We start from the raw sequence: 23266 nt of genomic DNA on the forward strand, positions 1-23266 counted from the left end.
GACTGCGCCTGGCGCATTACAGGCGCCAAATCGGCGCAGTTTAGCAATTCAGCCAGTACTGGAGCGATAAGATAGTGCTCGTATTAGCTTGAAGGCTTGCTGGCTGATGGGGGCGCTTGCATTCAGCGTTTTATCGAGTCCAAAAAGTCGGCCCAGATCTGCATCATTTCACGCCGCTCCGGCAAGAAGGTGGTTCGATCGTACGCACGTCCCAGCGGATTTTTTACCGTGTGAGCAAGCTGATGCTCCAGAAGATCGGGGCGAAACCCCAGCACCTCAGCGCCTATGGTTCTCGCTGTCGCACGAAAGCCGTGCCCAGTCATTTCGTCGCCGCTGATGTCCATGCGGCGTAACGCGCTGAGTACGGCATTGTTGGACATCGGCCGGTCGCCTCCTCGTGCCGAGGGGAAGGCGTACCGATGTCTGCCGGTGAGTGGTTTCAGCTCGCGCAGAACAGCGATTGCTTGCTGGCTTAGGGGAACCAAATGATCCGGGCGATCCTGTTTGGTGACAGTGAGCCCTTTCATCTTGTGGCCGGGAATCAGCCATTCGCCAGCATCCAGATTGACCTCCGACCATTCCATGTGTCGAAGGTCTCCGGGTCGGCAGAACAGCAACGGAGCCAGTTTTAACGCACAACAAACAGGCATCGTTCCGCTGTAGCTATCCAGTGCTTTAAGCAGAGCGCCGAGCTTTTCAGGGTCGGTCACGGCAGCAAAGTGTTTCACCCGCTTGGCTGGGAGAGTGCGCGCGAGATTCCCGATCTGGTTGGGTGGGGTGATGCCGGCAGCTTCGGCGAACTCGAAAATCTGTTTGTAGATCTGGGCAACACGACGCGCCGTCTCGCGAGCGCCGCGCTTGATGATGCGCTGCAGGTTTTCGACCAGCATGGGCGTGCTGATGCTGCTGATCGGGAGTTTTCCCAGCCAGGGGTAGGCATTGAGCTCAAGGCGCTGCCGCACCGTGCGGGTGTACTCCGGATCCCAGGATGACTCGCGAATACTCAGCCACTGCGTGGCAACCGACTCAAAGGTGTGCTGGTGATCAAGCTGGCTGACCACCTTGGCCATACGCCGTTGCAGCGAAGGGTCTTGGCCGCCGGCAAGCTGAACACGAGCGTCATCACGCTTGCGCCGGGCCTCCTGCAGGCCGACCTCAGGATAAACACCAAGCGCCAGGCGCTTTTCCTTTCCCAGAAAGCGGTACTTCAAGCGCCAGTAACGGCCTCCGTTGGGCTGCACTTCAAGGTACAAACCTTGTTCGTCGTACAGGCGGTATGGCTTGTCCTGGGGCTTGGCGTTACGGCAGTTGGTGTCTTTCAGGGGCATTGGGGGCACATCCTCTCCGAGCGAGCTGATGAGCGTTTTATGCCCCCATATGTGCCCCCGTCAACCGTGGGATGCCCTGGGATTAGGTGGGAAAACGCGGGCAAGAAAAAAGCCGTAAAGCTTTGATTTCTCTAGGCTTTACGGCTTTTCTGGGTCTTCCTGGGAAGACTAAATGGTGGAGCCGGGGGGATTTGAACCCCCGTCCGCCAGTACTCCGCTGTCGGTACTACATGCGTAGCCGTGTCTATTAAGTTAACCCTCAGCGACCCGACGGGCAGGGTGCTTTGGGCGAGTTGTGTAAGTTTTAGCCGCTTCGTCCACAACGTACTGCACGGCGATTCTGTTCTATATGACAATCACTTTGGGTTTACAGACATCCCCTAATGATTGCTGGACCCGAAGGTACCAGAAGCTCAGGTCTAAGGCTGCTTACGCAGCGATAGCGAATTCCTGGCCGTAGTTTTCGTCATTGGCAACTATAGAAGTTGCAACAGTGGATTTACGAGTTCTGTTACCAACTCGGCATGCACCTAAAGTTTCGCAACCGGCGTCGAATCCTAAACGGCCCCGAACCTGCCGCTCCATGAAGCTGGAGGAGTGGCAGGCATTTGCAGTGTACGCCAATCCGCGTCTGAGGCCAACCCGAAGGTTGGCTGCACGCGACATTACTGCTGACCGCCTTTGGTGTTGTTCTGCAGTTTCTGAAGAGCTTGGGTGGTCAGCGAGATGCAGTTCTTGCTGCCTTCCTCGGTGCCTTTGGCTTGTTCGGCCGTGGCCTGCCCGACGGTGGCGTCGATATCGGTTTTCATGCTTTCGCTCATCTGCTCGGTGCTGACTTTCGCATCCTTGATTTTTTGCAGATTGATCTGGCAAAGGTCTGCCTGGCTATCTGCAAACACCGGAGAGGCCAACATCGCAGCGGAAATGAACAAGCCAGCAAGTGCGGTGCGCTTCATGTGTATCTCCTTGAACGTATGGTCTCGGTGCCGCTGGACGGTCGCGGCCAGGCCGAGTCGGTGGATGGCCCAGCGCAGCCGGGCCTATTCAAGTGACTACAGCGACGCGCAGGAATTCGATTTTTCTTCGAGTCCCATTGCAAGGCCCTCACCGTTGGCGGGTTTGGGGCGGGTGACACGGTCTACCAGATACACCAGCCCGTGGTAGTCAATTGCGCCGTGTTGGGTAAGACCGATCTCACAAGTGCGGCTGGTGGAGATCCCTTCGCTGCAATGCTGTACCGCGTCCTTCAGTGAGCGCAGCGAGTGGGCATTGAGTTCTGGCGTGGAGAAGCCCTTGTCGCCGGCGAAACCGCAACAATGGATGCCTTCGGGGATGACTACGTTTTTACTGCATTGGCGCGCCAGGTCGATCAGCGCCTGGCTTTCGCCGAGGTGCTGCGTGCTGCACGTGACGTGCACGGCGATGGGCGCCTCTTGGGGAGTGAAGTCGAGTCGATCCATCAAGTGGGTACGGATGAAGCGCACCGGGTCATACAGATCCAGGCGCACGTCGCCAAGGTCCTGGACCAGCCGCAATGTGCAGGGGCTGGTGTCACAGTAGATAGGGTCGAGCCCGCCGCGACTGGCGTGCAGCAAGGCGCCGATCAGTTCCTGGCGCTTGTGCTCGGCTTGTTCGGTGTAGCCTTTGGAAGCAAAGGGCTGACCGCAGCAGAGGCTGTCCACATTGTCTGGAAAGACCACCTGATAACCGGCCTTTTCCAGCAGGCCGCAGGTCTTGTCGTACAGCGACGTCTGCTCCTTGTCCGCTGCCGCCGGGCCCATGACCCGCGACACGCACGCCGCCAGGTACACGACTCTCGGACGTTCGTCCGACACGGCGGGGCTGAAACGGATCGCCTTTTCCGGCTGGGGCATGGCGTTGGTCCACTGTGGCACCTGACCCTTGGACAGGCGCGTCAATGAGGCCGACAGTCTCGCCAGGCGAGGCGCGCCCAGCAGCATGCGCGCACCGTTGGCCACGTGCAGGGCGAAGCGCGCGCCTTGCAGTGTGGTGGCGAAATTTCCTTCAATCCAGTTGGCGGTTTTCGTCTTCGTCGCGTCAAGGCTGCGCAGTTTTTTCACCAGCTCGCCGGTATTGATGCCTACCGGGCAACGTTGTGCACACAGCCCCGTGGCGGCGCAGGTATCGATGCCCTGGTATTGGTAGGCACGTTCCAGTTCGGTGGTGTCCGTGCCGGCGCGTTTCTTGGCTTGGATATCGCGCCAGATCACGATGCGCTGGCGCGGGCTCAAGGTCAGGTCCTTGGACGGGCACACCGGCTCGCAGAAACCGCACTCGATGCACTTATCCACAATATCATCGGCGGCCGGCAGCGGTTTGAGGTGCTTGAGGTGGATCTGCGGGTCTTCGCTGAGCACCACGTCCGGGTTGAGGATGCCGCTGGGGTCGAGCAGGCGTTTGAGCTGCCACATCAACTGATAGGCGTCACTGCCCCATTCCAGCTCGACGAACGGCGCCATGTTGCGCCCGGTGCCGTGTTCGGCTTTCAGCGAGCCACCGAACTCCACCGCCACCAACTGCGCCACGTCATCCATGAACGCTTGGTAGCGTGCGACTTCTTCAGGGTTGTTGAAGCCTTGGGTGAAGACGAAGTGCAGATTGCCTTCCAGCGCGTGTCCGAAAAGGATCGCTTCGTCGTAGTGATGTTTGTCGAACAGCTCGATCAGGCGGTTTACGCCAATGGCCAGTTGTTCCACCGGAAAGGTCACGTCTTCGATGATCACCGTGGTTCCGGTTTTGCGTACTGCCCCGACGGCAGGAAAGGTGTCTTTGCGGATCGCCCAGAGCCGGGCGTTTTCCCGTGGGTCCTCGGTAAAGTCGACCTGTTTTTCCACCGGGAAACCAGCCAGGGAGGCCATGATCCGGGCCAGTTGTTCTTGCAGTAAAGACGAGGAAGCGGCGCGGGATTCGATCAGCAAGGCGCAGGCATTGGTCGACAAATGCTGTACGAAATCCGGCATGCCCGGTTTGTCCTGCACCGAGCGCAGGCTGCGGCGGTCCAGCAGTTCCACGGCCGATACCGGCTGGCTTTTCAGCACGGTGACGGCGTTGCAGCAGGTCTCTACATCGGGGAAGACGATCAGGGCCGAAGCCTTGTTCGGATGGTCGATAACGGTGTTGTAGGTCACCGCGCTGATGAAGCCGAGGGTGCCTTCGGAGCCGACCAGCAGGTGGCTCAAGATATCCACAGGCTCGTCGAAATCCACCAGGGCATTGAGTGACAGGCCGGTGGTATTTTTCAGACGGTATTTATGCCGGATTCGCGCAGCCAGTTCAGTGTTGGCGCGGGTCTCGCGGCCCAAAGTCGTCAGGCGTTCCAGCAGTTCGCCATGGCTCGTACGAAAAGCCGCCACGCTGCTGTCGTCTTCGGTGTCCAGGCGCGTGCCGTCGGCCAGCACCAGGCGGATGCCAGCCAGGGTGTGATAGGTGTTCTGCGCCGTGCCGCAGCACATGCCGCTGGCGTTGTTGGCGACGATGCCGCCGATTTTGCAGGCATTGATCGACGCCGGATCTGGGCCAATCTTGCGCCCGAACGGGGCCAGCCAGGCGTTGGCCTGGGCGCCGATCACGCCGGGTTGCAAACGAATCTGCATACCTTGCTCACGAACCTCGCGCCCGTTCCAGTTATCCCCCAGCACAATCAGCACCGAGTCGCTGATGGCTTGCCCGGACAGGCTGGTGCCGGCGGCGCGGAACGTGACTGGAACCTGGTCGCGCTGGGCCAATTTCAGCAGGGCAATCACTTCATTTTCGGATTCGACGCGCACCACCAGTTTCGGAATCAACCGATAGAAACTGGCGTCGGTGCCGAAGGCCAAGGTCGACAGCGGATCGTCGAAACGGCGTTTCTGCGGGATCAGTTGTTGGACGTCGTGTAGGAAAGGGGCCGGAAGGGTCATTGGTCCTCCAGAATCAAAACCACCAGATCCTTCGGACCATGGGCGCCATAGGCCAGGATTTGCTCGATGTCGGCGGTTTTCGACGGGCCCGATACCAGCAGGGCGTTGGTGGGCATGCCTTGGGCCCACTCGAATTCCTGCTGCACTTCATAGAAGTTGTCACGGATTTCGCTGGCCTTGAGCAGGGCGAAATGCACCGGTGGCACCAGGCTCATCAGTCGCGGCTCTTCCCGGGTCGGCCAGAGAATCAGGCTGCCGGTGGCGGCGATGGCGCCAAGGGTGCCGGTCAGGCTAGCGGGGGTGTCGTTGAACAACTCGGCTTTCCACTCTTCTACCGGGCGGTCGTAGGCCTTGAGGGTTGGCAGGTCCGGATGGTTCGCCCAGAACTGTGTGATTTTTTCCCCGTGCGCGGTGGTCGGGGCGATGAGCAGGCTCGGCAATTGGCGGTCGCGCAGCAATTGCGCGAGCAGCGCCGGCCAGTCGTCACCGGATGTCAGATGGATTTCGGTGTGCACCGCTTCCATCAATTTGCGCAATTGCGGGATGCGCTCCTCGGGCGCATAGCGGTAGGTCTGCGTCACCAGCTCGACGTCGAAGTTGTCGGCAACGGGCGTGGCGCCGGTCAGGCTTTTACGCAGCTTGGCGAGGATATTGTCCTTGGCGCTCATCGGCGGTCTCCCTGCTGGTTCAGGTGTTCGCGGGCCAGGTCATGCAATGAACGGGCGGCGGGTTTGGGGGCGCTGTGGTTCTGGGTCCATGGCCCGACATTGTTGGGCGTCAGGGCGCGCAGGCGCGTGGCGAGGAACCCGAACAGCCGATACAACCGTGGCGAACTGTTGAGCCGAGCCCAGGCATTCCAGATGAAGCGTTCCTTGGGCGAGTATTTGCTGCCCTGGCCGCGCATCACCTGATGGGGGCTGTCCGGCGCCTTGACGTTTTCTTCGCGCAGCCGGCGTAGCAAAGCCGGGATCGGAATCTTCACCGGACACACTTCACCGCAGGCGCCGCACAGCGAAGAGGCGCTCGGATGGTCGGGCACCTTGGCCAGGCCGACCATGTGCGGCGTGATGATTTTTCCGATAGGTCCCGGGTAAACCTCGCCGTAGGCATGACCGCCGATTCGGGTATAGACCGGGCAATGATTCATACAGGCGCCGCAGCGGATGCAGTTCAGCGTCTGGCGCAATTCGCTGTCGGCAAACGCCTGGCTGCGACCGTTGTCGAGCAGGACCAGGTGGACTTCCTGGGGGCCGTCCAGTTCGTCAGCCTTGCGCGGGCCGGAGATCATGTTGACGTAGGTGGTGATGGGCTGGCCGAGGGCCGAACGGGTCAGCAGCGACAGCAGCGGCACGACGTCGCGCAGGTTCTCGACGACTTTTTCGATGCCGGTCACGGCAATGTGCACCGGCGGGACGGTGGTGGACATCCGCCCGTTGCCTTCGTTTTCCACCAGCAGCAGCGTGCCGGTTTCAGCGACGGCGAAGTTGACGCCGGAGACGCCGATGTCGGCCTCGAAGAATTTCTGCCGCAAGACCTTGCGACCGATCTGAATGAGTTGGTCAACGTCCTTGGTGTACTCCACGCCGAGTTTGTCGTGGAACAAGGACGCGACCTGACCGGCATTCTTGTGGATCGCCGGCATAATGATGTGTGAAGGCTTCTCGTGGTCGAGCTGGACGATGTATTCCCCCATGTCGGACTCAAGACATTCAATGTCCCGAGCCTCGAGGAAATGGTTCATCTCCATCTCTTCGCTGACCATCGATTTGCCCTTGATCACTTGCCGCGCCTCGTGAGCGCGGATGATCGAGAGGACGATGCCGTTGGCTTCGTCCACCGTTTCCGCCCAGTGCACGTTCACACCGTTGCGGGTCAGGTTGCTTTCAAGTTGCTCGAGCAGGTCGGGCAGCTTCGATAACGCACGGGCGCGGACGGCATTGCCCAGCACACGCAGGTGTTCTCTTTCGTGGGCATCGCTGAAGGACGTTGCCCGCTTGGTCATCAGTGAATCCATCGCGCTGCGAAAGTTGTTTCGCAGTTGCGTGTCGTCCAGGGCCTTGTGGGCCCGGGCGCGAAAATCTTCCTGCACCTCAACGGTCGGAATCAGCGTCGGCGTGCTCATGCGACACCTCCGCTACGCTGCCAGAGGAAGCTCGCCAGGTGCTGGCCGCGTAGCGCCTCCTGCTGCTTTTCCAGTGCGCCGTTGATGTTCATCAGGCAGCCACAATCGGCACTGATGACCTTGTGCGCGCCGGATTCCTTCAGCGCTCGGGTCTTGTCGGCCACCATCGCGCCGGAAATATCCGGCATGCGAACGCTGAACGTCCCACCAAAACCACAGCATTCACTTTCGTGGCTGTGGTCGACTCGCTCCACATTGCGCAGCTGCGCCAACAACGCGCGGCCGTGCAGGTGGGTGTTCATTTCACGCCGTGCCGAGCAGGACGTGTGCAGCGCAACCTTCACCGGCTCACCGCTGTCGCTCAGTTGCACCTTGCAGACAAACAGCAGGAATTCAGCCAGTTCATAGGTCCGGGCCGCCAGGGCCTGGACCTGTTTGAGCGTGTCGGGCTCGTCCTTGAACAGGTCGGCGTAATGCTCGCGCAGCATGCCGGCGCAGGAGCCCGAGGGCACCACCACCGGATAGTCTTCGGCAAACAAGGCCAACTGCGCCCGTGCCACTGTCCGCGCTTGCTCGGTATAGCCCGAGGTGTAGGCCGGTTGGCCGCAGCAACTTTGCCCTTGCGGGTAGTCCACCCGGATTCCTTCGCGCTCCAGCAGATGAATCGCATCCATCCCGGCTTCGGGATAGAACAGGTCCACCACGCAAGTGCCGAACAGGTAGACCCGTTGCGGTTTTTCGCTGGGGTACTGCCGAGGCTCGGGCAATGGCGGGGCGACACGGGTCGCGTTCGGCACGGCGTTGTAAAAAAGCTCGCTCATCAGGCGTGTCTCCGGGTGGTCCCGGTTATCCGTCCGCTGAGGCTGCTGAATATAGACAGGAAATCTTTCAGCAGCCTTGCAGACCCGGTTGTGAATAGCAGACGCCGAATCACGGTTCGGCGTCGGTTTTTCCAGTATTACGTGTAGGACTTAATGAACCAGCATGCCGGTAAACCAGTAGGCCTGGGCCAACGTGATCAGGCCGACAATCGTTGCAAAGAATAGGCTGTGTTTGAGGGTGAAACGGAACAGATCCGATTCTTTGCCCACCAGCCCGGTCGCGGCGCAGGCCACCGCGATCGATTGCGGCGAAATCATCTTGCCGGTCACGCCGCCGCTGGTATTGGCCGCCACCAGCAGGGTGTCATTGACGCCGATTTGATGCGCGGTGGTGGCTTGCAGCGAGCCGAACAGCGCGTTGGACGAGGTATCGGAACCGGTCAGGAACACGCCCAGCCAACCAAGGAATGGCGAGAAGAACGGGAACGCCGCGCCCGTGCCCGCCAGGACCAGGGCCATGGTCGAGGACATGCCGGAGAAGTTGGTGACGAAGGCGAACGCCAGCACCATGCCAATGGAAAGAATGGGCCAGCGCAGCTCGTAGAAGGTCTCTTTTAAAGTGGTAAGACCAGTTCTAATGTTGATCTTGAGCACCAGCATCGAGATCAGTGCCGAGAAGAAAATCGCCGTGCCGGTGGCGGAAATCGGATCAAGCTTGAACACGGCCGGAATGGCAGTGGGGTTGATCACGATGGGCGCGACCTTGATCACCATCTGGTCCAGGTGCGGGATGGCGAAGTTGAACACCCAGCCGTACATCGAACCGCCAGCGGCGAACATCGCCTTGAACGGCTTGAGGGTCCAGATCGTCACCAATACGGTCAGGATCAGGAACGGCGACCAGGCCTTGATGATTTCCCCCAGGCTGTAGGGCGAAGCCACGGTGCTGCGCGGTTGACCGAAACCGCCGACGCTGGCGGTGACCGTTGCGCTGGAGGTGGCGCCGGCAATCTGGGCGCCAGCGGTGCGCTTGGGCTGCCAGACTTTCAGGAACAGCGTCAGGGAAATCAGGCTGGCCAGGGCGGAGGTGATGTCCGGCAGTTCCGGGCCAATGAAGTTGGAGGTGAAGTACTGGGTGATGGCGAAGCTCAAGCCTGCCACCAATGCCGCTGGCCAGGTTTCCCGCACGCCGCGCAGGCCGTCCATCATGAACACCAGCCAGAACGGCACGAACAACGACAGCAAGGGCAATTGGCGACCGGTCATGGCGCCGATCTTGAAGGCGTCGATTCCGGTGACCTGGCCGGCCACGATAATCGGAATGCCCAGCGCGCCGAACGCCACTGGGGCGGTGTTGGCGATCAGGCACAGGCCGGCGGCGTACAGGGGGTTGAAGCCCAGGCCGACCAGCAGGGCGGCAGTGATCGCCACCGGTGCGCCGAAGCCGGCGGCACCTTCCAGGAATGCGCCGAAGCAAAAGCCGATCAGCAGAACTTGCAGACGCTGGTCATCGGTAATCGACAGCACCGAGCTGCGAATCACCTCGAACTGGCCGCTCTTGACCGTCAGTTTGTAGAGGAATACGGCGGCGACGATGATCCAGGCGATGGGCCACAGGCCATAGGCAAAGCCATAGCCGGCGGCGGCAAAGGCCATGTCTGCCGGCATCTGGAACGCGAAGATCGCCACGGCAATCGCCAGCGCCAGGGTGATGCTGCCGGCCACATGCCCCTTGAGGCGAAATACCGCCAGGGCCAGGAAGAAAAATACGATGGGAATAACGGCCGCGAGGGCGGACAAGCCGAGGCTGCCGAGCGGGCTGTAGAGCTGTTGCCAGGTTTGCATAATGGGTGGGCCCCTAATTGTTGTTGGTCAGGCACTGCCAGCGGGTTTGGTTAATTGGTAATACCAATTTACAATCGCTGTTGGCTAGGGTAAAAGCCTTGGTTGTCGTGTGTCAATTTGCCGCCCTGAAACTTTCGTCGAATAAGCGGTGCAGAGGGCATCTGATCCGGTGCTGAAAACAGCTTTTGATGGGTGTGGACAAGGCCCGGATGGGCCAGAATAGAGAGCCCGGCGAGCCGTCGGGATCGTGGAGAATTGAGTTATGGGGTTTGATCAGATTCGTCAGCGCCGTTTGTCTGACGATATTGTCGAGCGGCTTGAAGGCATGATCCTTGAGGGCACGCTCAAGTCCGGTGAGCGGCTGCCTGCCGAGCGGACCCTGGCTGAGCAGTTCGGCGTGTCACGCCCTTCGTTGCGCGAGGCGATCCAGAAACTGGCGGCCAAAGGCTTGTTGGTCAGTCGTCAGGGCGGCGGCAACTATGTGGTGGAGTCGCTGGGCTCGACGTTCAGTGATCCGCTGCTGCAACTGTTGGAAAGCAATCCCGAAGCGCAGCGTGACTTGTTGGAGTTCCGTCACACCCTGGAAGCGTCCTGCGCTTATTACGCGGCGCAGCGGGCCACGGAGGTGGATCGCGAACGGCTGACGGCGGCCTTTGACGAGCTGCAGGATTGTTACTCACGCCACGACGAGGTGAGCCGGGCGGAGGAGGGCGCGGCGGATGCCCGGTTTCATCTGGCGATCGCCGAGGCCAGTCATAACGCGGTGTTGCTGCACACCATCCGCGGCTTGTTCGACCTGCTCAAGCGCAACGTCGTCACCAATATCGGCGGCATGTACAAGCAGCGCAGTGAAACTCGCGACATGCTGATCAGCCAGCACCGAGAGCTGTACCAGGCCATCATGGACGGGCACGCCGAACAGGCGCGGGAAGTGTCCAGCCGGCATATCTTGTATGTGCAGGAAGTCTTGGAAGAGGTGCGTCAGGAAGTGCAGCGCGTGGCGCGGGCGGAGCGGCGTAAAGGGATGTAATCGCGCCGGTGGACCCCTGTGGGAGCGAGCTTGCTCGCGAAAGCGGTCTGTCTGACCCATCACTGCCGGATGTGTCGACGCCATCGCGAGCAAGCTCGGCTCCCACAGTTGATCCCGGGCTAGTCTTCCTTGCCCTTGTTGCGCACAGCGCGCTGCAGCTCGCGGCCGGCATCGCGTTCGCGTTCGGTGTCGCGCTTGTCGTATTCCTTCTTGCCCTTGCCCAGGGCGATCTCGCACTTGATCAAGTGCTTGCTCCAGTACAACGACGTGCAGACGCAGGTGTAGCCCTTCTGCTGCACGGAGGCGAAGAGCTTTTCCAGCTCGCGCTTGTTGAGCAGCAGCTTGCGCGAGCGCGTCGGGTCGGCGATCACGTGGGTGCTGGCGGTGGTCAGCGGCGTGAAATGACTGCCCAGCAGCCAGGCCTCGCCGTCCTTGAGCAGCACGTAGCTGTCGACCAGTTGCGCCTTGCCGGCACGCAGACTCTTTACTTCCCAGCCGGCCAGGACCATGCCAGCCTCGAAACGTTGTTCGATGAAGTAATCGTGTCGCGCCTTTTTATTTTGCGCGATGGTCCCTGTTGGGTGTTTCTTCTGTTTAGCCATAGGGGCGGCATTATAGGCAGTTGCGTGCGTGTCGGCTACGGTGAAGCTGCGTGCTTGAGCACGTTGAGTGAATCCCGGACAATGCGGCCTCTTTTTCGAACGCTTGGGCGTGATCACGATGTCGACAGACAAGGTTTCTGTCCACGGCAGTTGGGCTAGCCGCTGGGTCTTTATATTCGCTGCAACCGGTTCGGCGGTGGGGCTGGGCAGTATCTGGAAATTCCCCTACATGGTCGGCGTCTACGGTGGCGGTGCCTTCGTATTGATGTTCCTGGCGTGCATTGCGCTCATCGGCGCGCCGGTGATGCTGGCCGAAACCCTGATCGGTCGTCGTGCCCGGCAAAGCCCGGCCAATGCCCTGAAGGTGCTGGCGCTGGAAGCAGGGCATTCGCCCAAGTGGTCGTGGGGCGCCTTCGCCGGAATGATCACGGCGCTGTTGATCCTGTCTTTCTATAGCGTGGTCGGTGGCTGGTCGCTGGACTACATCATCGACATGGGGCGCGGGGATTTCCAAGGGGCCACGCCGGATCAGGTGGGCGCCTACTTCGGCAATGTGATCGCCGATCCCTGGCGGCTGACCCTCTGGCACACGATCTTCATGGTGCTCTCGGCGGTGGTGATTGCCCGGGGTGTGGTGGCCGGGCTTGAGCGCAGCCTGCGGATCATGATGCCGTTGCTGTTCGTGATGATCCTGGTGTTGCTGGGCTACAGCATGACCACCGGGCACTTCATGGAAGGCGTGCATTTCATGTTCGACTTCAAGCCTGAGAAAGTCATGGATGGCCTGCTACCGGCCATGGGGCATGCGTTTTTCTCCCTCAGCGTCGGGGTCGGGTCGATCATGATCTACGGCGCTTACATGCCCAAGAATGCATCCCTGACCCGGACCGTTGTCGGCGTCGCGCTGTTGGATACCTTCGTGTCGCTGTTGGCGGGGGTGGCATTGTTTCCGATTGTGTTCGCCGCTGGCCTGAACCCCAGTGAGGGGCCCGGGTTGATGTTCGTCAGCCTGCCCTTTGCCTTCGGCAGCATGGCGTTCGGTCAGGTAATGGGCGTGGTGTTTTTCCTCCTGGTGGCCATCGCGGCCTGGAGTTCGGCCATCTCCCTGTTGGAACCCATGGTGGCTTACCTGGTTGAACGGACCCGGCTCAGTCGTGCCTGGGTAACCTTCTGGCTGGCTTTCACCTGTTGGTTTGTCGGCCTGGGCACGGTGTTCTCCTTCAATATATGGAAGCAAGCGAAGTTTTTCGTGAACGAAGGCGGGCTGTTCCATCTCTACCAGTGGGGCGCAACCGGAGGGCTGGATTTCTTCGGCGTGATTGATTTCTTCACCTCGCGGATCATGCTGCCATTGGGTGGTTTGTGTTTCGTAGTGTTTGCAGGATGGATCATGGGGCGTGAAGCGGTGCGTGATGAACTGTCGCTGCGCAGCCCGGTATTGTTTGGTTTGAGCCTGTTCTTGATGCGCTACGTGGCGCCCATCGGCATTCTTGTAGTGTTTGCCGCCCAGCTGTGGAAGTGACGCTTACATGACGACACATATTCAACGCTCGGCCTTGCTGCCCTATCCGGCGCAGGCGCTGTATGACCTGGTCAACGATGTGGCGAGCTACCCGGAGTTCTTGCCGTGGTGCTCATCGGCGGAGGTGCTGGAGAGTTCCGAAACTCATATGCGCGCCAGCCTCAACATTGCCAAGAGTGGCTTGAGTCAGCGCTTCGTCACGCGCAATACGCTGGTGCCGGGGCATTCCATCGAGATGAACCTGGAAGAAGGGCCTTTCAATCAGCTCCACGGTGTCTGGGTGTTCAAGCCGCTGGGTGAGAAGGCCTGCAAGATCAGCCTGGACCTGTCGTTCGACTACGCCGGCCCACTGGTGCGGGCGACGCTGGGGCCGCTGTTCAATCAGGCTGCCAATACCCTGGTCGACGCGTTCTGCCAGCGGGCCAAGCAGAATGCAGAGCTCAAGCGTTGATTGAGATAGAAGTGGTGTATGCCGCGGTGGATCGCCAAGTCTTGCGCGCATGCGTGGTGCAGGAAGGCACCAGTGTTCGCGCAGCGCTGGTGGCCTCGGGGATTGCCGATGCATTCCCGGAACTGGATCTGGCGACTTGCCCGGTGGGGATTTTTGGCAAGCAGGTTGCCGATCCAGAGCGCCAGGTGGTGCAGGCGGCTGATCGACTGGAGATTTATCGCCCGTTGTTGGCCGATCCGAAGGAAATTCGGCGCCTGCGCGCGGCCAAGGCTGCCCAGGCGCGCCAATCGGAGCAATAACCTGGCCGGAATGGCAGGCGATAAAAAACCCGGCATGCCGGGTTTTTTATTGTCGCGATTTATTGCGGCGAGGTATCCAGAGGCTCTGGCGTCGGGACGGGTACAGTCTCGACCTGGTCCACGTCCTTTTGGATCTGGTCCAGCAGCGAACCTGGCTTGACCGGTTTTTCCGGTTTCGGCTGTTCGGCATTCTGGGCCGGGTCGGTAACGGTGGTGCCGCTGTCCTTGCCCATGATGGCCTCGTCACGGCTCACGCCAGGCATGAAGTCACCCGACAGGCTGACGAGTTGGTCGTCAGGGCTGAAGATAACGCTGATGCGTTCCTGCTGGCGCTCACCGCCGCCTGGCTGCAAGCTGTACAGGTAATCCCAGCGATCGGCATGGAACGTGTCGGTCAGCAGGGGGTTGCCCATGATAAACCGTACTTGCCGGCGGGTCATTCCCGGGCGTAACTGGTCTATCATGTCCTGCGTGACGACATTGCCCTGCTGGATGTCGATTTTGTAAACCCCGGGGAATGAACAACCGGCGAGTGCGAGCAGTCCCACAAAGGTGAAACTGGTTAGCAAGAGCTTGGTGTTTTGCATCGGTGGGCGACTTCCACTATCTTGGCTGGGACAACGTAAACGCCGATCATACCCGCATTAAGAGAAGCTGCGAAGCAGCATCGCGAGAAAGCTGACCATGGTTGAAAATAGCGAACTACGCAAAGCCGGCCTCAAAGTGACCCTGCCACGGGTCAAGATTCTACAAATGCTCGATTCCGCCGAGCAACGCCACATGAGTGCTGAAGATGTCTACAAGGCGCTTATGGAGGCTGGTGAGGACGTCGGTCTGGCCACGGTTTACCGTGTTCTGACCCAGTTCGAGGCAGCTGGCCTTGTGGTGCGACACAACTTCGACGGAGGCCATGCGGTCTTCGAGCTGGACGACGGCAAGCATCACGACCATATGGTCAACGTCGAGACCAGTGAAGTGATCGAATTCTTCGACGAAGAAATCGAGCGGCTGCAGAAAGCAATCGTCGACAAGTATGGCTTCGAGATGGTTGATCACAATCTTGTGCTGTACGTACGCAAGAAAAAGTAAGCATGTCGCGCGGACTTAAGGTTCGCGAAACGAACGAAGGCGACCCCAGGGTCGCCTTCGTGCTTTCTGCTGTTCTCAGATTTTCGCGGTAACGACCATTTTTTTCGCGTGGGCCAGGGATTCCTTGGTGAGGTCGATGCCCCCGAGCATTCGTGCCACTTCTTCCACGCGCTCGTTTTTGTTGAGCTTGGACACGGCGGTACGAGTCGCGTCCTCGCCGCGCACCTTGTGCACAAATAAATGCTGGTGTCCCTGGGCGGCGACCTGAGGCAGGTGAGTGACGGTCAGCACCTGGCCGCGTTCCCCCAGCCGGCGCAGCAACTGGCCGACAATTTCTGCAGTTGGGCCACCGATACCCACGTCCACTTCGTCGAATACCAGTGTCGGCACGCGAGAGGTTTGTGCGGTGATGACCTGGATGGCCAGGCTGATTCGCGACAACTCACCGCCGGAGGCGACTTTGGCCAAGCCTTTGAGCGGTTGTCCGGGGTTGGCGCTGACCAGCAATTCCACCTGTTCCAGCCCATTGGGTTGGAGCTCGTCGCCAGCGTTGGGGCGCAATTCGATGGTGAAGCGCCCGCCCGGCATGCCCAGGCGCTGGATCTCCTGCTCCACGGCGCTGGCCAGCCCTGCTGCGGCATGCTGCCGCAATTCACTGAGCTCCCTGGCCTTTTCCTGGTAATGACGGGCATAAGACGCCAGTTCGTCCCCCAGGCGCTCGATGGACTCATCGTTGGCGTTCAGGGTTTCCAGTTCTTCCAGCAGCCGCTGCTGGAGTTCGGCAACGTCGGTTGGCTGGATACGATGCTTGCGCGCCAGTGTATAGATGCTATCCAGGCGCTCTTCCAGGTATTGCAGGCGGGCTGGGTCGGCATCGAAATGATCGAGGAACCGGTTTAGCTCCCCGACGGCCTCTTCGACCTGGATCTGCGCGCTGGTCAGCAGGTTGGTCGCTTCGTTCAAGGCGCCCACCGAATTGTTCACGCTGGAGAGTCGGTTCAGGCTCGCTGTCAGTGCATTGAGGACATTGCCCGAATCGCTCTCGCTGCATTGTTCGACCACCTGGCGGCAGATGCCCAGCAGGGTTTCGGCGTTGGTCAGGTTCTTGTGTTCCTGTTCCAGTTCTTCCAGTTCATTTTCACCCAGGGCCAGGTTCTCCAGCTCTTCGAGCTGGTAGCTCAACAACTGGTGGCGGGCGCGCTGTTCGTCGCCGGAATTGGAGAGTCGATCCAGTTCCTGCCGGGTCTGGCGCCAGCGTTGGGCCGCCAGGTGGACTTGCCGGGCCAGGTCCGTGGCGCCGGCGTATTCATCCAGCAGGCGGCGATGGGTGTCGGTCTTGAGCAGGGATTGGTGTTCATGCTGGCTGTGAATGTCGATCAGCAGCTCGCCGAGGGCCTTGAGATCGCCCAAGGGGCAGGGCGTGCCGTTGATGTAGCCTCGGGAGCGGCCTTCGGCGGTGATGACCCGGCGCAGGATGCACAGGCCGTCGGTGTCCAGGTCGCGTTCGGCCAGCCAGGCGCTGGCCTCGGGGATGTCGACCAGGTCGAACGTCGCCAGGATGTCGGCCTTGTCCGCTCCGGGGCGCACCACGCCACTGTCGGCGCGATCGCCCAGCGTCAGGCCCAGGGCATCGAGCATGATCGACTTGCCTGCGCCGGTTTCACCGGTGATCACACTCATGCCTCGATCGAGTTCGAGGTCGAGGTGTTCGACGATGGCGTAGTTGTGTACGGACAGGTGCACCAGCATAAGGCCGCTCCCAGGCTTTAGGTCTGGTTATTTATACAGTGTTTTGTTTCGGCCTGACAATGCCCTCGCTTAGCTCGATTTGCTTGGGCAGATGATTTTCTTAGCGCTGCGAGGAATGGTTATGCAGCTGTTTTTTGTAAGGTTAATTCGTCAGATAGCCCTTGAAGCTGCAAAACCCGACCCCATATACCGGGGCAGAAGCGCGAGTTGAGCTCGCGGACGAAGTTGAGAGGAGAAATCTATGGCTGACGAACAGACCCAGGACACGCAAAATCAAGACGCCAATCAGGCTTCCCAGGTTTCCGGTGAAGACCTGGCGGCACGTGTACAAGTGCTCGAGGAGCAACTGGCCGGTGCGCAGGATCAGGCGTTGCGTGTAGCAGCCGACCTGCAGAATGTCCGCCGTCGCGCCGAGCAAGATGTAGAGAAGGCTCATAAATTCGCCCTGGAGCGTTTCGCTGGCGACTTGCTGCCGATCATCGACAGCCTGGAGCGCGGCCTTGAGCTGTCCAACCCGGATGACGAAAACATTCGTCCGATGCGTGAAGGCATCGAGCTGACCCTGAAAATGTTCCAGGACACTCTCAAGCGTTATCAGCTCGAAACCCTTGATCCGCATGGCGAACCGTTCAACGCCGAGCATCACCAGGCCATGGCGATGCAGGAAAGTGCCGACGTCGAGCCAAACAGTGTGCTGAAGGTTTTCCAGAAGGGCTATCTGCTCAACGGTCGCCTGCTGCGCCCGGCCATGGTCGTGGTCAGCAAGGCGCCAGCGCCGGTTTCGCCTTCTATTGATGAGCAGGCTTGAAATCGGTCGTAGCGGCCCCATCTATATGTCAAGCGTTTAAGTGCTACCGCAGTTAGCCACCACTGCTGCGGCAACCAAATCCAAGTTCCGGGAGAGTTAACATGGGCAAGATTATCGGTATCGACCTGGGGACCACCAACTCGTGCGTCTCCGTGCTGGAAAACGGCAAGGCCAAAGTCATCGAAAACGCTGAAGGCGCGCGTACCACGCCGTCGATCATTGCTTACGCCAATGATGGCGAGATTCTGGTTGGCCAGTCGGCCAAGCGTCAGGCAGTGACCAATCCGCATAACACCCTGTACGCGGTGAAGCGTCTGATCGGTCGCAAGTTCGACGAAGAAGTCGTCCAGAAAGACATCAAGATGGTGCCTTACAAAATCGCCAAGGCTGACAACGGCGACGCCTGGGTTGAAGTGAACGGCCAGAAAATGGCACCGCCACAGATCTCGGCTGAAATCCTCAAGAAAATGAAGAAAACCGCCGAAGATTACCTTGGCGAAGCGGTGACTGAAGCGGTCATCACTGTTCCTGCCTATTTCAACGACAGCCAGCGCCAGGCGACCAAAGACGCCGGCCGCATCGCGGGCCTGGACGTAAAACGTATCATCAACGAACCAACCGCAGCCGCTCTGGCCTACGGTATGGACAAGGCCAAGGGCGATCACACCGTGATCGTTTACGACCTGGGTGGCGGTACCTTCGACGTCTCCGTGATCGAGATCGCTGAAGTCGATGGCGAGCATCAGTTCGAAGTGCTGGCAACCAACGGTGACACGTTCCTCGGTGGTGAAGACTTCGACATTCGCCTGATCGACTACCTCGTCGACGAGTTCAAGAAAGAAAGCGGCATGAACCTCAAGGGTGACCCGCTGGCCATGCAGCGCCTGAAAGAAGCCGCTGAAAAAGCCAAGATCGAACTGTCCTCGAGCCAGTCGACCGACGTGAACCTGCCGTACATCACTGCAGACGCCACCGGTCCTAAGCACCTGAACGTAAAAATCTCCCGCGCCAAGCTCGAAGCGCTGGTGGAAGACCTGGTTCAGCGCACCATCGAACCTTGCCGCATCGCCATGAAAGACGCCGGTATCGACGTTGGTGCGATCAACGACGTGATCCTGGTTGGCGGTCAGACCCGTATGCCACTGGTTCAGAAGCTGGTGACCGATTTCTTCGGTAAAGAAGCACGTAAAGACGTCAACCCTGACGAAGCTGTTGCCATGGGTGCTGCTATCCAGGGCGCGGTATTGGCTGGTGACGTGAAAGACGTTCTGCTGCTCGACGTCAGCCCGCTGACCCTGGGTATCGAAACCATGGGCGGCGTGATGACCGCGCTGATCGAGAAAAACACCACGATTCCTACCAAGAAATCCCAAGTGTTCTCGACGGCTGACGACAACCAGGGCGCAGTGACCATTCACGTACTGCAAGGTGAGCGTAAGCAAGCCGCACAGAACAAGTCCCTGGGCAAGTTCGACCTGGCCGAGATTCCACCAGCACCACGTGGCGTGCCACAAATCGAAGTGACCTTCGACATCGACGCCAACGGCATCCTGCACGTCGGCGCGAAAGACAAGGCTACCGGCAAGACTCAGTCGATCGTGATCAAGGCCAACTCCGGTCTGTCCGAGGAAGAAATTCAGCAGATGGTTCGCGATGCTGAAGTCAACGCCGAGGAAGACCGCAAGTTCGAAGAGCTGGCCAGCGCTCGCAACCAGGGCGATGCCTTGGTGCACTCGACCCGCAAGATGATCGCTGATGCTGGCGAAAAAGTGACTGCGGAAGAGAAAACCGCCATCGAAGCGGCCGTGGTTGCCCTGGAAGCTGCTGTAAAAGGCGACGACAAGGCGGCCATCGAGGCGAAGATCGAAGAGCTGTCCAAGGTCTCCGCGCCAGTGGCTCAGAAGATGTACGCCGAGCAGGCTCAGCCTGCCGAGGGCGCGGCTGCGCAGGGCGAATCGGCCGAGAAAGCCGACGACGTCGTTGACGCCGAGTTCGAAGAAGTGAAAGACCACAAGTAATCGCTTGTTGGTCGGCCGGTTGACTGCATTTGTGCGGTGGCTGGTAGGATGTCGCCGCGCGGGAGCTTGCTCCCGCGTTGGCGTGTCTGGAGCTAATGAATTTTTACAGCATGCGACAGTGTTCGGGTGCTGGCGGTGTGTTCGGGAATGCTCCTGCTTTCCGAGCGACATGCACCGCGTTTTGGCCGGGTCCCTGGCTGAAAGAAATATGACCAGGATCGTTGAATTGACGTGAGTTGGGTCCGGGCCTGTATTGGGGCTCAACGAGTTTGGCAAGGTTCAGGAGAGGTTTGCCGGACGTCCATGAGAGTGCAAAGACCAATGGCAAAGCGTGACTTTTACGAAGTATTGGGTGTCGAGCGGGGGGCCAGCGAGGCAGACCTGAAAAAGGCCTATCGTCGCCTGGCGATGAAGCACCACCCGGACCGTAATCCCGACGATAAAGCGTCGGAAGAGATGTTCAAGGAAGCCAACGAGGCTTACGAAGTACTGTCTGATTCGAGCAAGCGCGCGGCGTACGACCAGTACGGGCATGCCGGCGTCGACCCGAGCATGGGCGGCGGCGGTGCCGGTTTTGGCGGCCAGAACTTCTCCGATATTTTCGGTGATGTGTTCAGCGATTTCTTCGGTGGTGGTCGCGGCGGTGCCCGTGGTGGCGCCCAGCGTGGCAGTGACCTGCGCTACACGCTGGAGTTGAACCTGGAAGAAGCGGTGCGCGGTACCACCGTCAATATCCGTGTTCCGACACTGGTCAATTGCAAGCCGTGCGATGGCTCGGGCGCCAAGAAGGGCTCCTCGCCCGTGACCTGCCCGACCTGCGGCGGTATTGGCCAGGTTCGCATGCAGCAGGGCTTCTTCTCGGTGCAGCAGACCTGCCCGCGTTGCCATGGCCAAGGCAAGATCATTTCCGACCCGTGCGACTCCTGCCACGGCGAGGGGCGTGTCGAAGAGTACAAGACGCTGTCGGTCAAAGTGCCGGCCGGTGTCGACACCGGTGACCGCATTCGGCTGTCCGGCGAAGGCGAGACGGGTGCCCAGGGCGGCCCGACGGGCGACCTGTATGTGGTCATCAATGTGCGCGAGCATGCGATTTTCCAGCGCGACGGCAAGCACCTGTTCTGCGAAGTGCCGATCAGCTTCGTCGATGCGGCCTTGGGTGGCGAGCTTGAGATCCCGACCCTCGACGGTCGCGTCAAGCTGAAGATCCCCGAGGGCACGCAGACCGGCAAGCAGTTCCGGATCCGTGGCAAAGGCGTCGCGCCAGTGCGTGGCGGTGGTGCGGGCGACCTGATGTGCCGTGTGGCGGTAGAGACTCCGGTCAACCTGGGGCGGCGTCAGCGTGAGCTGTTGGAGGAGTTCCGCAACTCGCTGGCGGATGACAACAGCCACTCCCCGAAAACCACCGGTTGGTTCGAAGGCGTGAAGCGCTTCTTCGGCGATCTGTAAGGAGTTCGCATGCGACGTATAGCTGTGATGGGCGCTGCGGGGCGCATGGGTAAGGCGCTGGTCGAGGCGGTGCAGCAGCGCTCGCCGCTTTCCGGCCTGACGGCGGCCATCGTGCGGCCCGACAGTACGCTGGTGGGTGCCGATGCTGGCGAGCTGGCTTCGCTGGGGCGTATCGGCGTGCCGATGTCCGGCGGCCTGGAGAAAGTGCTCGACGAGTTCGATGTGCTGATCGATTTCACCCTGCCGGACGTGATGCTGAAAAACCTCGCGATCTGCCGCAAGCACGGCAAGGCCATGGTGATCGGCACGACGGGGCTGGATGCTGCGCAGAAGCAATTGCTGGCCGATGCGGGCAAAGACATTCCGATCGTGTTCGCCGCGAACTTCAGCGTGGGCGTGAACCTGTCGCTGAAGCTGCTGGACATGGCGGCCCGGGTCTTGGGTGACGATGCGGATATCGAAATCATCGAGGCGCATCATCGGCACAAGATCGACGCGCCTTCGGGAACGGCCTTGCGCATGGGCGAAGTGATTGCCGATGCGCTGGGTCGCGATCTGCAGGAAGTGGCCGTGTATGGGCGCCAGGGGCACACCGGTGCGCGTGAGCGCAGCACCATCGGTTTCGCCACTGTTCGCGGCGGTGATGTGGTGGGCGACCACACCGTGCTGTTCGCCACTGAAGGCGAGCGCCTGGAGATCACCCACAAGGCATCGAGTCGGATGACTTTCGCCAAGGGTGCCGTACGTGCCGCGCTGTGGCTGGATGGCCGCGAGCCTGGTTTGTACGATATGCAGGACGTTCTCGACCTGCGTTGATGCCCTTAAGTGCGGGGTTCAGGTTATACTGGGCCCCGTTTTACACCGCCTCGCGACGTCCTGTCGCATTCCCCTGCCTTTAAGGCTCATTAGCGGTGGACCAAAAAAGCCTTTTTCTGTAAGCTACAGCTTTAGTGTGTCCACTAAAAGCGCGCAGAATAATTCAGTGAACAAGCGGGGTGACGTGTCCATACGTCACTCCGCTTTTTTACAACCTGCGATCGCCCTTTCAGGCTTTATTTACGGGAGGTCTTCTTGACTAAGCCAGCCATACTCGCCCTTGCTGATGGCAGCATTTTTCGCGGCGAAGCCATTGGAGCCGACGGTCAGACCGTTGGTGAGGTGGTGTTTAACACCGCAATGACCGGCTATCAGGAAATTCTTACCGATCCTTCCTACGCCCAACAAATCGTTACCCTGACTTACCCGCACATCGGCAACACCGGCACCACGCCGGAAGACGCCGAGTCTGATCGTGTCTGGTCCGCCGGCCTGGTCATCCGTGACTTGCCGCTGGTAGCGAGCAACTGGCGTAACACGATGTCCTTGTCCGACTACCTGAAAGCCAACAACGTCGTGGCGATCGCCGGTATCGACACCCGTCGCCTGACCCGCATCCTTCGGGAAAAAGGCGCGCAGAACGGCTGCATCATGGCCGGCGACAACATTTCCGAAGAAGCTGCCATCGCCGCTGCCCAGGGCTTCCCTGGCCTCAAGGGCATGGACCTGGCGAAAGTCGTCAGCACCAAGAAGCAGTACGAATGGCGCTCCACGGTCTGGGACCTGAAGACCGACAGTCACGCGACGATCGAGGCTTCCGAGCTGCCTTACCACGTCGTGGCCTACGACTACGGCGTCAAGCTGAACATCCTGCGCATGCTGGTCGAGCGTGGTTGCCGCGTCACCGTGGTGCCGGCCCAAACCCCGGCTGCCGACGTCCTGGCCCTCAAGCCCGACGGTGTGTTCCTGTCCAACGGCCCGGGTGACCCGGAGCCTTGCGACTACGCGATCCAGGCGATCAAGGACGTGCTGGAAACCGAGATCCCGGTATTCGGTATCTGCCTCGGTCACCAGTTGCTGGCTCTGGCTTCGGGTGCCAAGACCTTGAAGATGGGCCACGGCCACCACGGTGCCAACCACCCTGTGCAGGACCTGGACACCGGCGTGGTGATGATCACCAGCCAGAACCACGGTTTCGCGGTGGACGAAGCCACCCTGCCGGCCAACGTGCGCGCGATTCACAAGTCGCTGTTCGACGGCACGCTGCAAGGTATCGAGCGTACCGACAAGAGCGCGTTCAGCTTCCAGGGCCACCCTGAAGCCAGCCCGGGCCCGAACGATGTGGCTCCGCTGTTCGATCGCTTCATCAACGAGATGGCCAAGCGACGCTGACCGCGAGA

Annotated in this window: 20 protein-coding genes and 1 other RNA gene; 10 read left to right on the top strand and 11 right to left on the bottom strand. The window is 60.1% G+C overall.

The genetic code is table 11. The features are described from left to right. Window positions 1-122: 122 nt before the first annotated feature. The 8 genes from HU749_RS05005 to HU749_RS05040 form a co-directional block, all read right to left on the bottom strand. Entirely contained in the window at window positions 123-1328 is a 1206-nt protein-coding gene (locus tag HU749_RS05005) for a tyrosine-type recombinase/integrase (RefSeq protein WP_186650557.1), read from the bottom strand. 173 nt (window positions 1329-1501) lie between these two features. Beyond that, window positions 1502-1897: a transfer-messenger RNA gene (gene ssrA / locus HU749_RS05010) on the bottom strand. 96 nt (window positions 1898-1993) lie between these two features. Continuing rightward, window positions 1994-2284, bottom strand: a complete 291-nt coding sequence (locus HU749_RS05015) for a PA2433 domain-containing protein (protein ID WP_079301751.1) — start codon at window positions 2282-2284, stop codon at window positions 1994-1996. Window positions 2285-2380: 96 nt separating this feature from the next. Further along, window positions 2381-5248: an FAD-binding and (Fe-S)-binding domain-containing protein gene (locus HU749_RS05020; protein ID WP_079301752.1), complete on the bottom strand. Its 2868-nt coding sequence runs from the start codon at window positions 5246-5248 to the stop codon at window positions 2381-2383. Beyond that, entirely contained in the window at window positions 5245-5916 is a 672-nt protein-coding gene (locus tag HU749_RS05025) for a LutC/YkgG family protein (protein WP_046063136.1), read from the bottom strand. The genes HU749_RS05020 and HU749_RS05025 overlap by 4 nt, the downstream gene beginning before the upstream one ends. Then, on the bottom strand, window positions 5913-7370 hold the full coding sequence (locus HU749_RS05030) for a LutB/LldF family L-lactate oxidation iron-sulfur protein (protein ID WP_079301753.1): 1458 nt from the start codon (window positions 7368-7370) through the stop codon (window positions 5913-5915). The genes HU749_RS05025 and HU749_RS05030 overlap by 4 nt, the downstream gene beginning before the upstream one ends. Then, window positions 7367-8191, bottom strand: coding sequence for a (Fe-S)-binding protein (locus tag HU749_RS05035; protein WP_046063138.1), 825 nt, complete (start codon window positions 8189-8191; stop codon window positions 7367-7369). Before HU749_RS05035 ends, HU749_RS05030 begins: the two co-directional genes overlap by 4 nt. Window positions 8192-8341: 150 nt before the next feature. After that, window positions 8342-10036 (bottom strand): lactate permease LctP family transporter, encoded by a 1695-nt coding sequence (locus HU749_RS05040; protein ID WP_186650559.1) that lies wholly within the window; start codon window positions 10034-10036, stop codon window positions 8342-8344. A 262-nt stretch (window positions 10037-10298) separates the two neighbouring features. Between HU749_RS05040 and HU749_RS05045 the strand changes: the two genes are divergently transcribed. Continuing rightward, window positions 10299-11066, top strand: a complete 768-nt coding sequence (locus HU749_RS05045; protein ID WP_014336561.1) for an FCD domain-containing protein — start codon at window positions 10299-10301, stop codon at window positions 11064-11066. A gap of 119 nt (window positions 11067-11185) precedes the next feature. Here HU749_RS05045 and smpB read toward each other — a convergent pair whose 3' ends face one another. Beyond that, the gene (smpB, locus tag HU749_RS05050; protein ID WP_003197663.1) at window positions 11186-11668 is read right to left on the bottom strand and encodes an SsrA-binding protein SmpB; all 483 of its coding nucleotides are present in this window, start codon (window positions 11666-11668) and stop codon (window positions 11186-11188) included. Between the two features lie 118 nt (window positions 11669-11786). Here smpB and HU749_RS05055 point away from each other — a divergent pair, with 118 nt between their 5' ends. The 3 genes from HU749_RS05055 to HU749_RS05065 are packed head-to-tail and all read left to right on the top strand — an operon-like array spanning window position 11787 to window position 13940. Continuing rightward, window positions 11787-13190: a sodium-dependent transporter gene (locus HU749_RS05055; RefSeq protein WP_046063185.1), complete on the top strand. Its 1404-nt coding sequence runs from the start codon at window positions 11787-11789 to the stop codon at window positions 13188-13190. A 7-nt stretch (window positions 13191-13197) separates the two neighbouring features. Next, a complete protein-coding gene (locus HU749_RS05060) occupies window positions 13198-13641 on the top strand; it encodes a type II toxin-antitoxin system RatA family toxin (RefSeq protein WP_014336563.1) in 444 nt (147 codons plus the stop codon). Then, a complete protein-coding gene (locus tag HU749_RS05065; RefSeq protein ID WP_095974212.1) occupies window positions 13638-13940 on the top strand; it encodes an RnfH family protein in 303 nt (100 codons plus the stop codon). Before HU749_RS05060 ends, HU749_RS05065 begins: the two co-directional genes overlap by 4 nt. A gap of 59 nt (window positions 13941-13999) precedes the next feature. Here HU749_RS05065 and HU749_RS05070 read toward each other — a convergent pair whose 3' ends face one another. Further along, window positions 14000-14527 carry an outer membrane protein assembly factor BamE gene (locus HU749_RS05070; RefSeq protein WP_046063142.1) on the bottom strand — a complete coding sequence of 176 codons (528 nt, stop codon included), beginning with the start codon at window positions 14525-14527 and terminating at the stop codon, window positions 14000-14002. Window positions 14528-14624: 97 nt separating this feature from the next. On the opposite strand from HU749_RS05070, the gene fur reads away from it, so the two are divergent. Continuing rightward, the gene (fur, locus tag HU749_RS05075) at window positions 14625-15029 is read left to right on the top strand and encodes a ferric iron uptake transcriptional regulator (protein ID WP_003197684.1); all 405 of its coding nucleotides are present in this window, start codon (window positions 14625-14627) and stop codon (window positions 15027-15029) included. Window positions 15030-15104: 75 nt separating this feature from the next. Here fur and recN read toward each other — a convergent pair whose 3' ends face one another. Then, window positions 15105-16778, bottom strand: coding sequence for a DNA repair protein RecN (recN, locus tag HU749_RS05080; RefSeq protein WP_186650561.1), 1674 nt, complete (start codon window positions 16776-16778; stop codon window positions 15105-15107). Window positions 16779-17019: 241 nt separating this feature from the next. Between recN and grpE the strand changes: the two genes are divergently transcribed. The 5 genes from grpE to carA all read left to right on the top strand — a co-directional run bounded on the left by grpE (window position 17020) and on the right by carA (window position 23258). Next, a complete protein-coding gene (grpE, locus tag HU749_RS05085; RefSeq protein WP_079301756.1) occupies window positions 17020-17586 on the top strand; it encodes a nucleotide exchange factor GrpE in 567 nt (188 codons plus the stop codon). A 101-nt stretch (window positions 17587-17687) separates the two neighbouring features. Further along, window positions 17688-19604 (top strand): molecular chaperone DnaK, encoded by a 1917-nt coding sequence (gene dnaK, locus HU749_RS05090; protein ID WP_025211778.1) that lies wholly within the window; start codon window positions 17688-17690, stop codon window positions 19602-19604. A gap of 321 nt (window positions 19605-19925) precedes the next feature. Then, window positions 19926-21050 carry a molecular chaperone DnaJ gene (dnaJ, locus tag HU749_RS05095; RefSeq protein ID WP_186650563.1) on the top strand — a complete coding sequence of 375 codons (1125 nt, stop codon included), beginning with the start codon at window positions 19926-19928 and terminating at the stop codon, window positions 21048-21050. Between the two features lie 9 nt (window positions 21051-21059). Next, window positions 21060-21866, top strand: coding sequence for a 4-hydroxy-tetrahydrodipicolinate reductase (dapB, locus tag HU749_RS05100; protein ID WP_014336570.1), 807 nt, complete (start codon window positions 21060-21062; stop codon window positions 21864-21866). Window positions 21867-22121: 255 nt separating this feature from the next. Beyond that, window positions 22122-23258 (top strand): glutamine-hydrolyzing carbamoyl-phosphate synthase small subunit, encoded by a 1137-nt coding sequence (gene carA, locus HU749_RS05105; RefSeq protein ID WP_003197697.1) that lies wholly within the window; start codon window positions 22122-22124, stop codon window positions 23256-23258. Window positions 23259-23266: the final 8 nt, after the last annotated feature.

The organism is Pseudomonas ogarae, from assembly GCF_014268695.2.
GTDB classification, from domain to species: Bacteria; Pseudomonadota; Gammaproteobacteria; order Pseudomonadales; family Pseudomonadaceae; genus Aquipseudomonas; species Aquipseudomonas kilonensis.

Excerpts from the sequence above, each read along its gene's own strand:
- HU749_RS05005 (WP_186650557.1), bottom strand. The coding sequence starts at position 1,328 with ATGCCCCTGAAAGACACCAACTGCCGTAACGCCAAGCCCCAGGACAAG.
- HU749_RS05015 (WP_079301751.1), bottom strand. The coding sequence starts at position 2,284 with ATGAAGCGCACCGCACTTGCTGGCTTGTTCATTTCCGCTGCGATGTTG.
- HU749_RS05020 (WP_079301752.1), bottom strand. The coding sequence starts at position 5,248 with ATGACCCTTCCGGCCCCTTTCCTACACGACGTCCAACAACTGATCCCG.
- HU749_RS05025 (WP_046063136.1), bottom strand. The coding sequence starts at position 5,916 with ATGAGCGCCAAGGACAATATCCTCGCCAAGCTGCGTAAAAGCCTGACC.
- HU749_RS05030 (WP_079301753.1), bottom strand. The coding sequence starts at position 7,370 with ATGAGCACGCCGACGCTGATTCCGACCGTTGAGGTGCAGGAAGATTTT.
- HU749_RS05035 (WP_046063138.1), bottom strand. The coding sequence starts at position 8,191 with ATGAGCGAGCTTTTTTACAACGCCGTGCCGAACGCGACCCGTGTCGCC.
- HU749_RS05040 (WP_186650559.1), bottom strand. The coding sequence starts at position 10,036 with ATGCAAACCTGGCAACAGCTCTACAGCCCGCTCGGCAGCCTCGGCTTG.
- HU749_RS05045 (WP_014336561.1), top strand. The coding sequence starts at position 10,299 with ATGGGGTTTGATCAGATTCGTCAGCGCCGTTTGTCTGACGATATTGTC.
- smpB (WP_003197663.1), bottom strand. The coding sequence starts at position 11,668 with ATGGCTAAACAGAAGAAACACCCAACAGGGACCATCGCGCAAAATAAA.
- HU749_RS05055 (WP_046063185.1), top strand. The coding sequence starts at position 11,787 with ATGTCGACAGACAAGGTTTCTGTCCACGGCAGTTGGGCTAGCCGCTGG.
- HU749_RS05060 (WP_014336563.1), top strand. The coding sequence starts at position 13,198 with ATGACGACACATATTCAACGCTCGGCCTTGCTGCCCTATCCGGCGCAG.
- HU749_RS05070 (WP_046063142.1), bottom strand. The coding sequence starts at position 14,527 with ATGCAAAACACCAAGCTCTTGCTAACCAGTTTCACCTTTGTGGGACTG.
- fur (WP_003197684.1), top strand. The coding sequence starts at position 14,625 with ATGGTTGAAAATAGCGAACTACGCAAAGCCGGCCTCAAAGTGACCCTG.
- recN (WP_186650561.1), bottom strand. The coding sequence starts at position 16,778 with ATGCTGGTGCACCTGTCCGTACACAACTACGCCATCGTCGAACACCTC.
- grpE (WP_079301756.1), top strand. The coding sequence starts at position 17,020 with ATGGCTGACGAACAGACCCAGGACACGCAAAATCAAGACGCCAATCAG.
- dnaK (WP_025211778.1), top strand. The coding sequence starts at position 17,688 with ATGGGCAAGATTATCGGTATCGACCTGGGGACCACCAACTCGTGCGTC.
- dnaJ (WP_186650563.1), top strand. The coding sequence starts at position 19,926 with ATGGCAAAGCGTGACTTTTACGAAGTATTGGGTGTCGAGCGGGGGGCC.
- dapB (WP_014336570.1), top strand. The coding sequence starts at position 21,060 with ATGCGACGTATAGCTGTGATGGGCGCTGCGGGGCGCATGGGTAAGGCG.